This window comes from Acinetobacter sp. YH12152, assembly GCF_013418285.1.
GTDB classification, from domain to species: Bacteria; Pseudomonadota; Gammaproteobacteria; order Pseudomonadales; family Moraxellaceae; genus Acinetobacter; species Acinetobacter amyesii.
The window spans coordinates 1-18,015 of record NZ_VPCH01000029.1; the positions used below are offsets into that span (position 1 = coordinate 1).

The window sequence follows — 18,015 nt, forward strand, 5'->3', positions numbered from 1 at the left end:
TTCGCAAGAGATGCGATGGATGTCTGATGATTTGTAGTCATAAATTTAAGTCCCCACTTGTTTCTAAGTGGGGACTAAATTAAGGCTTATAGGATGAATTCATAAGGTGTGTTCAGCGGACGCTTACTAAGGTTTTGCTTATAACTCTGAAAATCAGTTAGAGCTATTAACGATTTAATAAAGATGTATTTTATTTATATAATATGATTACAGATTCTGCTGTAGTTTCTGATTTTACTTAGTTTTTAAGTTTTCGCTTACCCATCACATGGGTAAGCTTTTTTTTGCCTAAAATTTAGCGTGTTCATGTTGGCTGAGTTTTTCAACTAAATAATCAATGAAAACACGTACAGCCGGTAATAAGCCACGACGAGATGGATATACAGCATGGAAAATACCATGTGCAGCTTTCCATTCAGGTAATACATGAACCAAAGCACCTGATTTCACATGATCGGACACAATACTGTCGGGTAATAACACCACGCCACAATCTTGGCAGGCTAGTGCAGCTAACATCGATAGGTCAGAGCCCATTACCGTTGGGTTGACTTTAATTTTTTTCTGATGATGCTGTGCATCGGTCACAATAATATGTTGATCGAGATGCTCATCCGCCATACTTAAGATTTGATGCTGTGATAAGTCTTCGGGCTGTTTGAGTTCACCAAATTTATTCAGATAGGTCTGACTGGCAAATAAGTGCTGCTCAATCGTTTCAAATTTACGAATGACTAAATTTGGGTCGTCATCTAGATTTGAACGGACACGTAGAGCAAGATCGAAGCCTTCATTAATGATATCTACGCGGCGATTGGTCACCATCATTTGCACTTTAATTTCTGGATATTGTTTTAAAAATTCAGGCAAAATTTTGGTCATTTCATTTTGTGCGATGGAAACCGGTAAGCTGACTTTAATTAAGCCGCGCGGCTGCGTACTGAGATGATCAACCAAATCGTGTGCGGCTTGAGCTGCATTCATCATGACTTGTGCATGTCGATAGATATTCATACCAATATCAGTAACAGCAAAATGTCGTGAGCTACGCTGAATTAGGCGGACACCTAAATGTTCTTCTAAGTTATAGACCCGACGACTCAGTTTTGATTTTGGAATATCTGTTGCACGTTCTGCTGCACTAAAACCACCATGCTCGACCACTTGGGCAAAACAATAAAAATCATCTAGATCACTCAGCACTGTTCTTATTCCATATTTGCAACGATTTAGCTAATTAACTTGAATTGTTTCATGAAGTCAATCACGTTTTGTAGTTTTTCATGTGAGAAAGTTGAGCAAAATTGCCAAGACTAAAGTCGGGTTAACCTTGTAATCGTTTCACATTAGCATGACCAAACAATAAATGTGGTGTATACATCTTTTAAATAACCGAATTTGAAGGATGTGATTTGAGTGTCGTCCTGATATATTCAAATACAAGACCATTATGAAAGAAATTCGACATTAAAGGACAATGTCATGGAATTAAGACATTTACGTTACTTTGTCGCCGTTGTAGAAGAACAGAGTTTTACGAAGGCTGCTGAAAAGCTATTTATTGCTCAACCTCCTTTAAGTCGTCAAATTCAAAATTTAGAAGAAGAGTTGGGTGCACAGCTTTTTGAGCGTGGCAGCCGTCCTTTAAGAACCACCACCATCGGCCGTTTCTTTTATCAGCAAGCCGTGAAATTACTCTCCAATGCAGAAGAGATTAAGCTCATTACGCAGCGGGCCAGTGCCACTGAACGTACTATTAATATTGGCTATGGCGGTTCGTTACTCTGTGGTTTATTACCTCGAATTGTTTATTTGTTCCGCCAGCAATACCCACACTTAAATGTAAATTTAATCGAACTGAGTGCAGTTGATCAGATTCAGGCATTAAAAGAAGGTCGGGTTGATGCATGTTTTAGCCGAGTTCGTGTGTCGGATCAGGCGGTTAAACGTGTGCTATTGCGTGAAGAGCCGCTAATTGTTGCGGTGCATTCGAGCCATCCTTTATCTTCACAGCAGCAGATTGCATTAAATAATCTCAAAGATGAGCAGATTTTTATCTATCCAGCAACGGATGGTCAAAGTTATGCAACGCTGATCAAGTCGTTGTTTTTAGAATACGGTATGGAGCCGAAACGCTTTAACACCCAAGCAGATTTGCAGCAATCACTAGGCATGGTTGCAGCAGGCGAAGGTATTTGTATTGTTCCTGAATCTGTACAAATTATGCAGTTTAGGCATGTGAATTATGTGAAATTATCGGATAGTGCGGCCATTAGCCAAATTTACTTGATCGTGCGGAATGATGATGAAGGGGAGTTGGCGCGTCCTTTATTTGACTGCGTTTACCAAGTATATGATTTGGAAGCAATTGAATACGATCGTCGGGTTTTCTAGTGCTTATTTTAAAAAGTAATAATAACGTTAAATTTGAAATTCAATTTTGAAGCAAACGTTTAAGTAACACCTTTCTGCATAAAACATAGGCTCATTCTTGAAAGTATTGAGCCTATTTTTTTATTCAGTCTTATTAGAGCGCTTGTTTTAAGAACTTGGTGATTTCACGGCTGAATTTGACCGGTTCACTGAGCAATGGCGTGTGTCCCGATTTTTTAAAAATAATCTGCTCTGCATTGGCTAGGCTGTCAGCAATAATTTTTTGACCTTGAGCAGGATAGAGGATCGATTTTGCCCCTGTGAAAAAAGTTGTTGGCGCGGTGAGTGCTGCAATGGCTTCACGATAATCTTCAGTATGGTTTAAATAATTTTGAATATACCAATATAAATACGCCACACTTTGTGAGGGTAACATCAGCTTCTGTAAAGTTGGTTGTTGGTATGCAATACGGAAAGCGGATAATGCATAAGGATTGCTATTTTGTAAGTCTATGAACCTTAACCAAGTGTCGACCAGACCTTGACGGTCATGTTTATTCATCTGCTGTGCAAATGGCACGGAGAGGTTGGTTGCAAGTACCTTCGAGATGTCTTCTAAAATACTTAAAAACTCAGTGTGGCGTTTGCCATATAAACCATATTGCCAATCTGCATCTACTCGTATTTTAGGCGTTTGATCGATGTGCAAATAACGTTTAATTTTTTCAGCAAACTGACCGTATTTTAAACCGTGCATGGTGGTCGTTGCCCCCATGGAGTAGGCAATCACCGTGATTTTATCGTAACCAAGCTGGGAAACTAAGCTGTCAATATCTCGCCAATGGCTTGAAATGGTGTCCGTATTTGGAATTTGACAATGTTTAGAGCCGCCAAATCCACGCCAGTCTGGAATGATAAATTTAAAATGCTTTCGGTGTTGATATAGAAAAGGGTGCCATTGCCAACTTTGCATGCCCAGTCCAGATAAAACCAGGATGGGTTCTCCTTGACCATATTCACGAACATACAGTTGTTGCTGATCGGGCATTGTATAGTGTGGCATGCGGCTTCCTATTTATTTTTTGTTTTAGCGATTAAACTTATGCAACTGTGGAATGATGGTTTCAAGCCATTTGATCCAACCGATTTCCAAATCAATCCCAAGCTGTAAAATCATTTTATGAATGTACAAAGTACGGTCTTCATCATGCGCATGTGCAAAGTCTTTTGCAAAAATAGACTGGTACACTTTTAGTTTTTCTTTGTGAATTTCTAGGTGACGTTCTAATTCGGGTAATACGCCGTTTGTGCCCAGTTGAGCTTCAGCACGTAAACGAACCATTAACTCTTCACGTAACTGAGCCGGAGGGCTTTGCTCAACCATCCAATTGGCTAATTCAACACGTCCAAGCTGTTCAACTTGGTAGGTTTTTTTACGGGTTGTACTGTGGTCATCTTCAATGGTGCTGATCCAGCCTTTTTGCTGCATACCACTGAGTTCACGGTAGATTTGCTGATGTGTCGCATTCCAAAAAAAGCCCATAGAGCGGTCAAAACGGCGTGCAAGGTCAATTCCTGTACTCGGTTTTTCAAGTAAGCTCGTGAGTAAAACATGGGCTAAAGACATATATGGCTCAGTCAAAATAGTTTTGTACTTTTTATTATGCAACATGTTGCATAAAAATCAAATCTCGCATATAAATTAGTGCAACAAGTTGCAAAAATCTTGTATGCGTAGATGGAAATAGAAAGCTCGTATACAAGCGAAGATAAAAATAGCCAGCTTTTCAGCACGCTAAGGAGAAAAAATGTCAAATTATCCAAATTTATTGGCACCACTAGATTTAGGTTTTACAACGCTAAAGAACCGTGTATTGATGGGTTCTATGCATATCGGCCTTGAAGAAGCACCGGGTGGCTATGAACGCATGGCAGCTTTTTACGCTGAGCGTGCGAAAGGTGGTGTAGGTCTGATTGTAACTGGTGGTATTTCTCCCAATGATGATGGTGTGACATTTGCTGGTGGTTCAAAATTAGACTCTTTAGAAGAAGCAGAAAAACATAAAGTGATTACGCAAGCGGTACATGATGCTGGCGGTAAAATTGCGATGCAGATTTTGCATACAGGTCGCTACTCGTATCAAGCCAATAATGTTGCACCTTCATCTATTCAAGCACCAATTAACCCAGTAAAACCGCAAGCTTTAAGCACAGCAGACGTCGAACGCACGATCAATGACTTTGCTCGATGTGCTCAGTTAGCACAAACAGCGGGTTATGACGGTGTAGAAGTCATGGGGTCAGAAGGTTATTTAATTAATGAGTTTATTGCTGCACGTACCAACCACCGTGATGATGAATGGGGTGGCAGTTATGAAAACCGGATTCGTTTTCCAATTGAGATCGTGCGTCGTACGCGTGAATTAGTCGGTGAAAATTTTATTATTATTTTTCGTCTTTCTATGTTGGATTTGGTTGAAGGCGGTTCGACTTTCGAAGAAGTTGTGCAACTTGCAAAAGCTATTGAAAAAGCCGGTGCAACCATTATCAATACCGGTATTGGCTGGCACGAAGCACGTATTCCGACCATTGCAACCAAAGTGCCACGTGCTGCATTTACATGGGTGACCAAGAAATTAAAAGGCATTGTGAATGTTCCTTTAATCACCTCAAACCGTATTAACACTCCTGAAATGGCTGAGCATGTACTTGCTTCTGGTGATGCAGATATGGTGTCTATGGCACGTCCAATGCTGGCTGACCCACGTTTTGTGGAAAAAGCAGAACAAGGTCGTAGTGATGAAATTAATACCTGTATTGGTTGTAACCAAGCCTGCCTAGATCATATTTTCTCGATGAAAATTGCAACATGTTTGGTTAACCCTCAAGCCTGCTATGAAACTGAACTGATTTTTAAAGAATCTGCACAGGTGAAAAATATCGCTGTGATTGGTGCGGGACCTGCGGGTTTAAGCTTTGCAACTTATGCAGCAGAACGTGGTCACAACGTAACGGTTTTTGAAGCTTCAAGCCAAATTGGTGGGCAGTTTAATATTGCGAAAACGATTCCTGGTAAAGAAGAGTTTTATGAAACGCTGCGCTATTTCAAACGCAAAATAGAACTATTGCCTCAGATTAAATTGGTACTGAACCATACGGCAACCTATGAAGAATTAGCTCAGTCTGATTTTGATGACATCGTGGTGGCGACGGGTGTAACACCACGTCAGTTAGATATAGATGGTATTGATCATCCAAAAGTATTGAGTTATTTACAGGTTTTACGTGAACGTCAACCTGTGGGCAAACGTGTAGCGATCATTGGTGCAGGCGGTATTGGTTTTGATACGGCTGAGTATTTAACGCATGAAGGTGAAAGCGGTAGCCTCAATCCAGAGAAATTTTATGATGAATGGGGTATTGATACAACCTATGCACAAGTTGGTGGCTTAAAACATCCAGACGTCGAAGAATCGCCGCGTGAAGTGTATTTATTGCAGCGTAAGGTTAAATCGGTTGGTGCAGGCTTAGGTAAAACCACGGGTTGGATTCACCGTACAGGTTTGAAACACCGCGACGTGAAAATGATTGCGGGTGCAAGCTACGACAAAATTGATGATCAAGGTTTGCATATTACCGTTGATGGTCAACCACGTATTTTAGATGTTGATCATGTGGTGATTTGTGCAGGTCAAGAGCCTTTTACAGCAATGTATGAGCAATTAAAAACTGCGGGTAAATCTGTACATTTAATTGGTGGTGCGAAAGAAGCAGGAGAGCTAGATGCTAAACGTGCAATTCGTCAAGGTGCTGACTTGGCAGCGGTGATTTAATCAGCCTCATACTAAACTATGATGACTATATTCAATTTGATGTGCAGTTGTCGTACTTCCTCTCCCTTTGGGAGAGGATTGGGGAGAGGGAAATGATTCATCAACAAAAAAGGACATAAACATGACTATTGAAATAACAAAAAAATCTGTTGCACGTTGGCACGAAATGCTCGACACACGGGATATGAATATTTTAAATGAACTCTTGGCAGAGGATGTGGTGTTTCGTTCACCTGTCGCGTTTAACCCATATCCAGGTAAGCCTGTAGTAACTTTTATTTTGACCAATGTGATTCAAATTTTTGAAAATTTTACCTATCACCGTGAGTTTTACTCAGAAGATGGTTTAAATGTGGTGCTTGAGTTTTCTGCCAATGTTGGCGAGAAAAAATTAAAAGGGATCGACATGATTCAGTTTAATGAACAAGGACAGATGATTGATTTTGAAGTCATGCTCCGTCCGAAAAGTGGCTTGGAAGCATTGGCGGCGAAAATGGGTGAGCGCATTATGCAATATCAGCCTTGAATCTGCTGATTTTTAAATGCTCATCACAGAATGATAAAAAGCATGATGGATATTGTCATGCTTTTTGCTTATGAGGTTTAAGTAAACAAATATTGCTAGTGAGATATGGTTTTGTAGATACGTTTGTTTAATGGGCCTTGTTGGTCAAAGTGAAAAGATTGAAATGATTTGCTGTAGTGCGAAGCGAGGTGAAGGTAAGGTCAATGAATAATGTGATGCATAAAGGGCGTCAGGCTCTTTTAAATTTTGTAGATCATGCAATCGGTGCAGAATTACCACAGCTTTATTATCATCCTGAAGGGCAAATGAAACATGTGCTGCCGAAGTTAAAGCAACTACATGAAAAATATCGCCCTACGCCTTGGCTGTCGAATACCCACGCACATTTACTATATTTTGATGTCATTAAAAAGCGTCAAGTGAAGCTTAAATATGATGCCATAGAGCAGCTAACCATGGCTGATGGTGGAATCACAGCCATTGCATGGTTAGGTTTAGATTTACCTGCGGCTGTGCCAACTGTGGTGCTCATGCATACGATTACGGGAACGCCTGAAAGTATGCGAGAAGTGGTGAGGGATCTTCATCTATATACAGGTTGGCGCATTGCACTCTGTTTAAGACGCGGTCATGCCAATTTACCTATGCCTGTTGCCAAAATAAATTTATTTGGTTCAACCGATGACCTACGTGAACAGATTGTCTTTATTCAGCAGAAATTTCCTGAATCGAATTTATTTGGCGTTGGTTCATCTGCCGGAACGGGGCTATTGGTCCGCTATTTAGGCGAACAAGGGGAGGAAACACCATTTAAAGCGGCTTTTGCTTTATGTCCGGGCTATGACACAGAGCTTGGCTTTAAAAATGTCCATCCTTTTTACAGTAAAATGATGACCAAGAAGCTCTTTCAGAAATTTGTAGAACCTTATTCTGCAACATGGTCAACAACACCATCTTTAATAGAAGTCCTAAAAAGTAAAGATCTGGCGCAGTTTGAACGTACATATTTTCAAATGGCGGGTTTTACTGATTATGAAAGTTATGCCAAATCCACCAACCCAATTTATGTATTTGAAAATCTTAAAATTCCTTTGATGATTTTAAATGCCGAAGACGATCCTATTTGCCACATTCAAAACTTTGAGCCCTATAAAGAATTAATTCGTTCTTTGCCGAATGTGGTGGTGGTGACCACCAAAAAAGGCAGTCACTGTGGTTATTATGAAGGTCTTGTTGATACCCATTCATGGGCAACCAAATTGATGGCAGATTTTTTAAAGTTATATGCGAACTAAAAAATAGCCTACTTTGGATAGGCTATTTTAAGTGTGTGTTACTCGGCTTGTGCGCAACATGCAGTTGTTTGAGGTTTAAGCTTCATCTGTATCAATACTAAAATCAACGCTATAGCACTCAATGTCGCTCCTGTATAAGATACTGCAGCATAGCTTAGGTTGAGATTGAGCACCGCGGCACCTGCGACTGCACCCAAAGCATTTCCAAGATTAAATGCACCGATGTTCACTGAAGAAGCAAGGCCTGGTGCATCGTGAGCGACTGTCATAACACGCATTTGTAAAGGTGGCACAACGGCAAAGGCTGCTGCTCCCCAGATGATTAATGCAATCGCCGCGCCAATGGTGGTTGTTGCTAAAATTGGAAATAACAGCATCATCAGCATCAGTAAGACTAAAAAGCCAATCAAGGTTTTATCTAAGGATTGATCTGCAAACTTACCACCGTAATGGTTACCGATTGAAAATCCGATCCCGATTAAGACCAACATGAAAGTGATAAGCTCAGGGCTTGCATGGGTAAAGACTTTTAAGCTCGGTGCAATATAGGTATAGAGCGCGAACATAGCTCCAGCACTCATTACCGTGGTGAGCAGTGCTAAAACAACAGGCATGCGTGTTAATACTTTTAACTCTGCTCGTACATCAGGTTTTTCGGTCTGTTGCTGGTGAGGTAGTGCTTTCCATAATGCCAACATGGTGATGATGCCCAGTAAGGTAATAGCGGCAAAAGACATACGCCAACCGATATTTTGCCCCACCCACGTTGCGAGTGGCACGCCGCCAATATTGGCAATGGTCAAGCCCATAAACATCATAGCAACGGCACTGGCTTGTTTATCTTTCGGCACAACACTCGCTGCAACGACAGAACCTAAGCCAAAAAATGCCCCATGATTTAAGCTAGTCACCAAACGTGCCGCCATTAAACCGAGATAATTGGGTGCAATCGTTGCCAAAATATTACCGATGGTAAAGATTGCCATTAGTAAAATAAGGGCAGTACGTTTAGGAAAACGTGCTAACCATAAGGTCATTAATGGGGCACCAATCATGACGCCAACGGCATAGGCACTAATCAGTAAGCCCGCTTGAGGAATGGAAACCGATAAATCTGCTGCGATTTCAGGCAAAAAACCCATCGGTGAAAATTCTGTTGTGCCAATTGCAAAAGCACCTACGGCTAATGCAATTAATGGAAGATTGAATTTCATATTAAATATCCCACACTGGAGCAAGTTCAGGTGGGTTCACTTCACGTGCATTTCTGTCTAGTGTGGCAATGGCCTGCATCTGTTCTGATGTTAAATGAATGTCTTGAGCTTTTAAGTTACTGGTTAAATGTTCACGTTGGGTTGACGATGGAATTACGGCATAACCCTTTTGCAGCGCCCAAGCGAGTGTCACTTGTGCAACTGAAGCTTGGTGTTGTGCTGCAATATCAGAAAGTATTGGGTCATTTAGCACTTTGCCATAAGCCAAGGTCATATAAGAGGTGACATCAATATTTTGCTGTTTTAAGTAAGTCGCAAGTCGTTCATTTTGAAGATAAGGACTCAGTTCAATTTGATTGGTTGCAATCTGCTCAGCACCTATACTGTCAATAGCTTGTTGAGTAAGCTCAATATTAAAATTAGATACACCAATATATTCAGTCAAACCTTGTTTTTTTGCCTCAAGTAAATGTCCCATTAATTCTGGAATATTGACTCCAAGTGCAGGTGCAGGCCAATGAATAAGTGTGAGGTTAACTGCATCCGTCCTTAATTTAATTAAGCTGTCTTTTAGACTGGGTATCAGTTTGTCGGCAGCATAATTTTCAGTCCAAATTTTCGTGGTTAAGAAAATATCAGCTCGATTGACCTGACTTTCATCGATTGCTTGGCCTACTTCTGCTTCATTACCGTAGATTTGTGCGGTGTCTACAGCACGATATCCAACTTCTAAGGCAGTTTTAACAGAATGAATGACAGTGTCACCTGTCAAACGGAAGGTGCCGACACCAAATTGAGGAACAATCATCAGGAATTCTCTTTTTTTGAGTTGATGCTATTGTGCTGCTAATTTTAATGAAGAAAAATGCATGAGTTTGGAATATATTATTGATTAAAAATCACGAATTAGAATATGCAATGAAATCGACCATTGAGGAGCTGCAGGCTTTTACTGTTATTGTAGATAGCGGCTCTATTATCAAAGCAGCAGAAAGACTGGATCAAACAGCATCTGGTGTCAGCCGTGCATTACAGCGTCTGGAATCTAAATTAAATGTAACCCTGTTGGAACGAACAACCCGCAAAATTAAGCTGACGCAAGAGGGGCAATTATTTTTAGCTAAAACACGGCGGATATTGAATGATTTGAGTGAAGCGGAAGATTCTCTGCTGAAATTAGATGCAGATACTTCGGGGTTGGTGCGGGTCGATTCTGCGATTTCGTTTATTCTGCATATGATCGTTCCCTTGATACCAGAATTTAATGCACGTTATCCGCATATACAGATTGAATTGGTGAATCATGATCAAGTGATTGACTTATTAGAGCATAAAGCAGATGTCGCAATTCGCTTTGGAAAATTAAGCGACTCCAGTTTGCATGCAAAACTTATCTACAAGAGTCGACTGTGTTTGGTGGCGAGTCCTGAATACCTTCAGCAGCATGGACGTCCGCAAAATGCTGAAGAGCTAACCGCACATGCTTTACTTGGATTTAGTCAAATTACCCATATGAATACTTGGCCGATCCAAGTCGCAGGGAAGCCCCTGACGATCCGCCCGAACATCAAGGCGTCAAATGGTGAAACGATACGCGAGCTTGCGATTCATGGGATGGGCATCGCTTGTCTTTCGATTTTTATGTTAGAAAAAGATATTGCAGAAGGGCGATTGGTACAATTTTTAGACGATCAAATTGAACCGCATGAACAGCTTATTCATGCTGTCTATTATCAACAAGAGCATTTACCGAAACGTGTTCGTTTATTTATTGAATATTTAGCTGAAAAATTACAAGAATAGTTGTGAGAAAAACAGTGCATCGTCGGGTACAGATTTTTATTTACATAGAAACAATAAAAAACCCGACTTTTGCCGGGTTTTTTTGATCATTTGTTTGATAAAACTTCGATCTTAGTTCTCTAAAGCTGGTGTTGCAGCAGCAATGGCAGCAGCTACGGCGTCATCTTCAGACTGTGCAGAACCTGAGTTTTGTTTAGGTTGAGCAGCTTGCGCAGGTTTTTCTGCTGCTTTAGGTGCTTCTGCTTTTGGAGCAGGAGCTTCTGCAGGAGGAGTAGGTTCACGACGAATTTCAGTTGTTGTATTCGGTGTCTCTTCACGAATCACTTCAACATGCTGTTGAGTCGGTTCTTCAACAACTGGTTGTTCTTCAACTGGTTCTAATTGTGTAGGTACAGATGCTGTTGGTTCAGATGCTGCAACTTCAACCTGTTCCTGTTCTTCTTCTTTTGGTGCTTCTTTTTTTACACATGCTGTAAGAAGTAGACCTGTTGCGATTGCACCGCAGATTAAAAGTTTCTTATTCATAATTACACAAAACAAAAAAGTGTGGATTGGATAACTGCATTATAACAGCAAATAAGAATATAGAAATGATAAGAACTTACTCTAAATTTTTATGATAATTGCTGTTACAATAGCCAATTGTTAATTGTTCTATGAATTGATGCGGAATGACTTTGCTTTCTTGGTACAGAGTAAAGTAAAATCGCACAACATTGTAGGCCAATTTAGGCTCCATTGTACGAGAAACTTAATGACCCATTTTATTTTCGTTACTGGTGGTGTTGTATCATCACTAGGTAAAGGTATTTCAGCTGCATCAGTGGCTGCGCTTTTAGAAGCCCGTGGTTTAAAAGTAACCATGGTAAAAATGGATCCATACATTAATGTCGATCCAGGGACTATGAGTCCATTCCAACACGGTGAAGTTTTTGTCACAGAGGATGGTGCTGAAACTGACTTAGACTTGGGTTATTACGAACGTTTCTTGCGTCGTGCGAAAATGACCAAACTGAACAACTTTACTTCAGGACGAGTGTACCAAGATGTCTTGAATAAAGAACGTCGTGGTGACTACCTCGGTGGTACAGTTCAAGTTATTCCACATATTACTGACAATATTAAAGAACGTGTTCTTCGCGCAGGTGAAGGCTATGACGTTGCGATCGTTGAGATCGGCGGTACAGTAGGTGACATTGAATCTCTCCCATTCATGGAATCTGTACGTCAACTTATGGTCGAACTAGGTCATAAGCGCACAATGTTAATGCACTTAACTTTACTCCCATACATTAAGTCAGCTGCTGAATTAAAAACCAAACCAACTCAACACTCTGTAAAAGAGCTTTTATCGATTGGTATTCAACCAGACATCCTGATCTGCCGTACAGAGCATGATGTTGATGCTGATACTACACGTAAAATCGCGTTATTTACGAACGTTGAAGCACGTGCAGTTGTGGTATGTAAAGATGCGCGTTCAATTTACCAAATTCCACGTACTTTCTATGAACAAAACGTTGACGATTTAATTTGTGAACGTTTTGGTTATAGCGATCTTCCAGAAGCTGATCTTACAGACTGGGATAACGTTGTAGATGCATTACTGAACCCTGAATACACAGTTCGTGTAGCGATGGTTGGTAAATACGTTGAACTTCCAGATGCATACAAATCTGTAAACGAAGCACTTTTACATGCGGGTATTCAAAACCGTGTGAAAGTTCAAATCGACTACGTCAATGCAGAAGAGCTTGAAAGCCAAGATGTAAACGACGTATTAAAAGACGCGGATGCAATCTTAGTGCCAGGTGGTTTCGGTGAACGTGGTACAGAAGGCAAAATGAAAGCGATTCGTTTTGCACGTGAAAACGGTGTACCGTTCCTCGGCATCTGTTTAGGTATGCAGTTGGCTGTGATCGAATATGCGCGCAACGTTGCGGGTATTAGCGATGCAACTTCAACTGAATTTAACCGTTCTACAAAATCACCATTGATTGGTCTAATCACTGAATGGTTAGATGAGCGCGGCGAAGTTCAACAACGTAATGCAGATTCTGACTTAGGCGGCACAATGCGTCTGGGTGCTCAAAAATCTGAATTGGTTGCAGGAACAAGAACTGCACAAGTTTACGGTTCTGAAGAGATCGTTGAACGTCATCGTCATCGTTATGAAATGAACAACCGTTATATCCCAGTGCTTGAAGAAAAAGGCATGAAGATTTCAGGTTATTCTCCAGTACAGCGTCTTGTTGAAACTGTTGAAATTCCTGAACATCCTTGGTTTATTGCTGTACAATTCCATCCGGAATTTACAAGTTCACCACGTGATGGACACCCATTATTCGCAGGCTTTATTGATGCTGCTAAAAAGCAGTACCAAAAAGCGAAATAATGTGTTTTTGACTAAACCAGGAAGAGTTTAAATGTCACAATTAAAACCAAAGGAAATTGTACGTTTAGGCGATATACAAATGGCAAATCATTTGCCATTTGTACTATTCGGCGGCATGAACGTACTTGAGTCAAAAGACCTTGCTTTTGAAATTGCTGAAACCTATGTGGATATCTGCAAACGCTTGGATATTCCATATGTGTTTAAAGCAAGTTTTGATAAAGCCAATCGTTCAAGCTTGAACTCTTTCCGTGGCCCAGGCCTGGAAAAAGGAATCGAGTGGTTAGCTGACATTAAAAAACACTTTAATGTGCCGATTATTACTGACGTACATGAACCATACCAAGCTGCGCCTGTTGCTGAAGTTGCGGATATTATCCAACTTCCTGCATTTTTAAGCCGTCAGACTGACCTTGTTGAAGCGATGGCGAAAACTGATGCCATCATCAACATCAAAAAAGCACAGTTCCTCGCACCACACGAAATGCGTCATATTCTGCATAAGTGTTTGGAAGCAGGGAATGACAAACTGATTCTTTGTGAACGTGGTTCAGCATTTGGTTACAATAATTTAGTTGTAGACATGTTGGGCTTTGACATCATGAAAGAAATGAATGTCCCTGTGTTCTTTGATGTTACGCATGCGCTTCAAACGCCGGGTGGTCGTGCGGATTCTGCAGGTGGTCGTCGTGCGCAAATCACGACACTGGCACGAGCAGGTATGGCGACTGGTTTAGCAGGATTGTTCTTAGAAGCTCATCCAGATCCAGAAAATGCCAAATGTGACGGTCCATGTGCGCTACGCATGTCACAGTTGGAACCTTTCTTGGCACAGTTAAAAGAGCTCGATACCTTAGTTAAAGGTTTCGCAAAGTTAGACACACACTAATTCGATACACATTGATGCGTCACTTTTGACGCATCATTTTTATTAATCAACTGAGGAATTGTTCATGAGTCAAATCGTTGACATTCGTGCACGTGAAATTTTGGACTCTCGTGGTAACCCTACCATCGAAGCAGACGTAACCTTAGCCTCTGGCGTTGTAGGCCGTGCATGTGCACCATCTGGTGCTTCAACTGGTTCTCGTGAAGCTTTAGAACTTCGTGACGGCGACAAAGCTCGTTACTTAGGTAAAGGCGTTAAAACTGCGGTTAACAACGTTAACACAGTAATTCGTGATGCATTGTTGGGTAAATCAGTATTCGAACAAAAAGACATTGATAACACAATGATCGCGCTTGACGGTACTGAAAACAAAGAAAAATTAGGTGCGAACGCAACTTTAGCGGTATCGCTAGCTGCTGCACGCGCTGCTGCTGACGAAAAGAAAATTCCACTTTTCCAATACATCGCAGACCTTCGTAATAACAGCATTTTGACTATGCCTGTTCCAATGATGAACATCCTAAATGGTGGTTCACATGCAGACAACAACGTAGACATTCAAGAATTTATGATCGAGCCAGTTGGCTTCACTTCATTCTCTGAAGCTTTACGCGCTGGTGCTGAAATTTTCCACTCATTAAAATCTGTATTGAATCAAAAAGGTTTAAACACAGCAGTGGGTGATGAAGGTGGTTTTGCGCCAAACTTACGTTCTAACGAAGAAGCAATTACAGTAATTCTTGAAGCAATTGAAAAAACTGGCTACAAAGCAGGTTCAGACATTATGCTTGCGCTTGACTGTGCATCTTCAGAATTCTACAAAGATGGTCAATACATCCTTGCAGGTGAAGGTAATAAAGCATTCACAAGCAACCAATTTGCTGACTACCTTGCTGGTTTTGCGAAACAATACCCAATCATCTCAATTGAAGATGGTTTGGACGAGTCTGATTGGGAAGGTTGGTCTTACCTCACTTCAATCCTTGGCGACAAAATCCAATTGGTTGGTGATGACCTATTCGTTACGAATCCTAAGATTCTTCAACGTGGTATCAACGAAAAAGTGGGTAACTCGATCCTGATCAAGTACAACCAAATCGGTACGTTGACTGAAACTCTAGATGCAATCTACCTTGCGAAAGCAAATGGTTACACTACAGTAATTTCACACCGTTCTGGTGAAACTGAAGATTCTACAATTGCGGATCTTGCAGTAGGTACAGCAGCGGGTCAAATCAAAACTGGTTCACTTTGCCGTTCTGACCGTGTAGCGAAATATAACCAATTACTTCGTATTGAAGAATTGACTAATGCTGCATATCGCGGTAAAGCTGAGTTCAAAGGTTTGAACTAAGCAGATCATGCTATCTATGTTAAATGTATTTGACTCCAAAGCGAGTAAAGCATTGTTGGGCCTTGCGATCTTTTTGATCGCAGGGTTTCAATATTTATACTGGTTCGGTGAAGGTGGTTATCATCAACATCAACAACTGAGTCAGAAAATACAACAACAAGTCGAACTCAATGACGAATTAAAAGAACGAAATCGTGTGCTTGCCGCTGAGGTATACGATTTAAAAAATGGCGTTGAAGCTATTGAAGAGCATGCTCGTCTAGATTTAGGTTTAATTAAACCGCATGAAACTTTCGTACAGATGAGTACGATCAGTACTCAGTACAAACCAATTTATATTGATCCAAACGCAAAAGTAGACCTACGTACCAATGAGTCAGAACCCGCCGAACTTCCACCCGAACCTTAAATTGTGGGCCATTATTCCTGCTGCTGGTTCAGGAAGTCGATTTTCTAAAACTGAACTAAAACAATATCAAAACATTGCGGGTCTAACGGTGCTTGAACACACAGTTGCACGTCTCAACCAATTGCCTTTAACAGGCTATGTATTGGCTATAGGCGAGCAAGATAATGTTGCGCAGACCTTGGCACTCACTAATCAAGAGAAGGCTCATTTTTGTTTAGGCGGTGCAGAGCGTGTGCATTCTGTACTCAATGCATTGCAATATCTATCTAAGATTGCCAATGATGATGATTGGGTATTTGTTCATGATGCAGCACGACCATGTGTCTCACAGTTGAGTTTAGAAGATTTAGTTCAATCGGCAGTAGAAACTGAGCAAAGTGCGATTCTCGCCATTCCCGTACGCGATACATTAAAACGAGTTGAAACGGCGCCACTTATATCAACAACGGTAGATCGTTCAACTTTATGGCAAGCACAGACACCACAAATTGCCAAATTGGGTGTACTTAAAAATGCCATTGAACAAGCGCTTGCCGCTGGTGCGACCATCACAGATGAGGCAAGTGCTTTAGAATTTTTCGGTGAGCATGTCAATGTCGTGCAGGGTCGTTCGGACAATATTAAAATTACCTATCCTGATGACTTGGAATTGGCACGTTTAATTTTAGCGTCTCAAGTTAATAGATGATTATTTCAAGGAATATTTAAGGGAAAGTGATTTTTACTGTCGCTTTAATCTATAATTCCCGCATCCTTTTTAGATCTGTTTCGCAATGATCCCTTCTCAACAGTATCGTTTTTTACGTCAGTCATTACGCGATGGCCGCAGTATAAAACACGATTCTTCTCGATGGGCTAAACTTCATTTAGACCCGTGGTTACTTTGCTTCTTGGTACTCAATGCAATATTGGGGCTGATGGTTGTCTATAGTGCGACCGCAGAAGACTCGGGAATGGTGCTGCGTCAAGCCACAAGTTTTGGCGTGGGCTTTATTGTGATGCTGATCTGCGCGCAAATTCCACCCAAAGTTTACCAATCTATGAGTCCGTACTTATATGCCATCGGTATATTTTTACTGTTGTTGGTTTTGGTTATTGGTGAAAAAAGGATGGGGGCGAAACGCTGGATTAGCTTGCCGGGTATCGGCAGTATGCAGCCGAGTGAGTTTATGAAATTTGCCATGCCACTGATGATGGCGTGGTATTTTGCGCGAAAACCATTTCCACCGAAATTTTTACAAATCGTCGGGGCATTAATTTTATTATTGATTCCATTTGCATTGGTCGCTTTACAGCCCGACTTGAATATTGGTTTGATTATTCCGGGTATTTTTGTTTTATTTTTAAGTGGTATGTCTTGGCGTTTGATTGCAGGTGCTTTAACAGCCTTTGCGATTGCAGCACCTGTACTCTGGATGTTCTTTTTGCAGGAATATCAGAAAAAACGTGTACTGACGTTATTTGACCCGGAGTCTGACGCGCTTGGTGCAGGTTGGAATATTATTCAGTCTAAAATTGCCATTGGTTCAGGTGGTTTAATGGGTAAGGGTTATACCGAAGGGACACAGTCGCACTTGGGTTATCTTCCAGAGCATCATACTGACTTTATTATGTCGACCTATGCAGAAGAATTTGGCTTTATTGGTGTTTTCCTTTTATTTAGTTTGTTTACAGCAATTATTGTTCGCTGTCTGATTATTGGACTAAATTCTTTCCATAATTTTGGACGACTTTATGCAGGGGCGATGGGCTTAACTTTCTTCTTCTTTGTATTTTTGAACTCAGGTATGGTTAGTGGGATTTTGCCTGTAACAGGCGATCCATTACCTTTGATGAGTTATGGGGGGACGGCAGTCATATCCATGCTTGCAGGTATGGGGATTGTGATGTCGATTCATACGCATCGTTAAATTTTAAAGCTGGA

The 18,015-nt window shown here is 41.0% G+C and carries 17 protein-coding genes; 11 read left to right on the forward strand and 6 right to left on the reverse strand.

Annotation, left to right across the window (positions count from 1 at the left end; translation table 11 throughout):
- Positions 1–288 precede the first annotated feature (288 nt).
- Positions 289–1,203, reverse strand: coding sequence for a LysR substrate-binding domain-containing protein (locus FTU83_RS10445; protein WP_180106470.1), 915 nt, complete (start codon positions 1,201–1,203; stop codon positions 289–291).
- Between the two features lie 279 nt (positions 1,204–1,482).
- Here FTU83_RS10445 and FTU83_RS10450 point away from each other — a divergent pair, with 279 nt between their 5' ends.
- Complete coding sequence (locus FTU83_RS10450; protein ID WP_078188530.1) at positions 1,483–2,394, forward strand: LysR family transcriptional regulator; 912 nt, start codon at positions 1,483–1,485, stop codon at positions 2,392–2,394.
- Between the two features lie 133 nt (positions 2,395–2,527).
- Here FTU83_RS10450 and FTU83_RS10455 read toward each other — a convergent pair whose 3' ends face one another.
- Positions 2,528–3,436, reverse strand: coding sequence for an alpha/beta fold hydrolase (locus FTU83_RS10455; protein WP_180106468.1), 909 nt, complete (start codon positions 3,434–3,436; stop codon positions 2,528–2,530).
- Positions 3,437–3,460: 24 nt separating this feature from the next.
- Entirely contained in the window at positions 3,461–4,000 is a 540-nt protein-coding gene (locus FTU83_RS10460) for a PadR family transcriptional regulator (protein ID WP_180005106.1), read from the reverse strand.
- Between the two features lie 181 nt (positions 4,001–4,181).
- Here FTU83_RS10460 and FTU83_RS10465 point away from each other — a divergent pair, with 181 nt between their 5' ends.
- The 3 genes from FTU83_RS10465 (at position 4,182) to FTU83_RS10475 (ending at position 8,027) form a co-directional block, all read left to right on the forward strand.
- Positions 4,182–6,206 (forward strand): NADPH-dependent 2,4-dienoyl-CoA reductase, encoded by a 2,025-nt coding sequence (locus tag FTU83_RS10465; RefSeq protein ID WP_180090066.1) that lies wholly within the window; start codon positions 4,182–4,184, stop codon positions 6,204–6,206.
- A 121-nt stretch (positions 6,207–6,327) separates the two neighbouring features.
- The gene (locus FTU83_RS10470; RefSeq protein ID WP_078189187.1) at positions 6,328–6,732 is read left to right on the forward strand and encodes a nuclear transport factor 2 family protein; all 405 of its coding nucleotides are present in this window, start codon (positions 6,328–6,330) and stop codon (positions 6,730–6,732) included.
- 203 nt (positions 6,733–6,935) lie between these two features.
- Positions 6,936–8,027 carry a YheT family hydrolase gene (locus FTU83_RS10475; protein ID WP_180090064.1) on the forward strand — a complete coding sequence of 364 codons (1,092 nt, stop codon included), beginning with the start codon at positions 6,936–6,938 and terminating at the stop codon, positions 8,025–8,027.
- Between the two features lie 38 nt (positions 8,028–8,065).
- Here FTU83_RS10475 and FTU83_RS10480 read toward each other — a convergent pair whose 3' ends face one another.
- Both FTU83_RS10480 and dkgB read right to left on the reverse strand, forming a co-directional pair.
- Positions 8,066–9,241 carry an MFS transporter gene (locus FTU83_RS10480; protein WP_180090062.1) on the reverse strand — a complete coding sequence of 392 codons (1,176 nt, stop codon included), beginning with the start codon at positions 9,239–9,241 and terminating at the stop codon, positions 8,066–8,068.
- Between the two features lies 1 nt (position 9,242).
- On the reverse strand, positions 9,243–10,049 hold the full coding sequence (gene dkgB, locus FTU83_RS10485) for a 2,5-didehydrogluconate reductase DkgB (protein WP_218945807.1): 807 nt from the start codon (positions 10,047–10,049) through the stop codon (positions 9,243–9,245).
- Positions 10,050–10,159: 110 nt separating this feature from the next.
- On the opposite strand from dkgB, the gene FTU83_RS10490 reads away from it, so the two are divergent.
- Entirely contained in the window at positions 10,160–11,044 is an 885-nt protein-coding gene (locus FTU83_RS10490; RefSeq protein WP_180106476.1) for a LysR family transcriptional regulator, read from the forward strand.
- Between the two features lie 111 nt (positions 11,045–11,155).
- Here FTU83_RS10490 and FTU83_RS10495 read toward each other — a convergent pair whose 3' ends face one another.
- A complete protein-coding gene (locus FTU83_RS10495) occupies positions 11,156–11,569 on the reverse strand; it encodes an internalin (RefSeq protein WP_180090060.1) in 414 nt (137 codons plus the stop codon).
- 229 nt (positions 11,570–11,798) lie between these two features.
- Between FTU83_RS10495 and FTU83_RS10500 the strand changes: the two genes are divergently transcribed.
- The 6 genes from FTU83_RS10500 (at position 11,799) to rodA (ending at position 18,001) form a co-directional block, all read left to right on the forward strand.
- The gene (locus FTU83_RS10500) at positions 11,799–13,439 is read left to right on the forward strand and encodes a CTP synthase (RefSeq protein WP_180106466.1); all 1,641 of its coding nucleotides are present in this window, start codon (positions 11,799–11,801) and stop codon (positions 13,437–13,439) included.
- Between the two features lie 31 nt (positions 13,440–13,470).
- Complete coding sequence (kdsA, locus tag FTU83_RS10505) at positions 13,471–14,328, forward strand: 3-deoxy-8-phosphooctulonate synthase (protein ID WP_168378626.1); 858 nt, start codon at positions 13,471–13,473, stop codon at positions 14,326–14,328.
- Between the two features lie 64 nt (positions 14,329–14,392).
- On the forward strand, positions 14,393–15,682 hold the full coding sequence (gene eno, locus FTU83_RS10510; RefSeq protein ID WP_180040999.1) for a phosphopyruvate hydratase: 1,290 nt from the start codon (positions 14,393–14,395) through the stop codon (positions 15,680–15,682).
- A 16-nt stretch (positions 15,683–15,698) separates the two neighbouring features.
- Positions 15,699–16,091: a septum formation initiator family protein gene (locus FTU83_RS10515; RefSeq protein WP_078188520.1), complete on the forward strand. Its 393-nt coding sequence runs from the start codon at positions 15,699–15,701 to the stop codon at positions 16,089–16,091.
- On the forward strand, positions 16,054–16,779 hold the full coding sequence (gene ispD, locus FTU83_RS10520) for a 2-C-methyl-D-erythritol 4-phosphate cytidylyltransferase (protein ID WP_180040997.1): 726 nt from the start codon (positions 16,054–16,056) through the stop codon (positions 16,777–16,779). The genes FTU83_RS10515 and ispD overlap by 38 nt, the downstream gene beginning before the upstream one ends.
- An 85-nt stretch (positions 16,780–16,864) precedes the next feature.
- On the forward strand, positions 16,865–18,001 hold the full coding sequence (rodA, locus tag FTU83_RS10525; RefSeq protein WP_180007840.1) for a rod shape-determining protein RodA: 1,137 nt from the start codon (positions 16,865–16,867) through the stop codon (positions 17,999–18,001).
- The last annotated feature ends 14 nt before the right edge of the window (positions 18,002–18,015 follow it).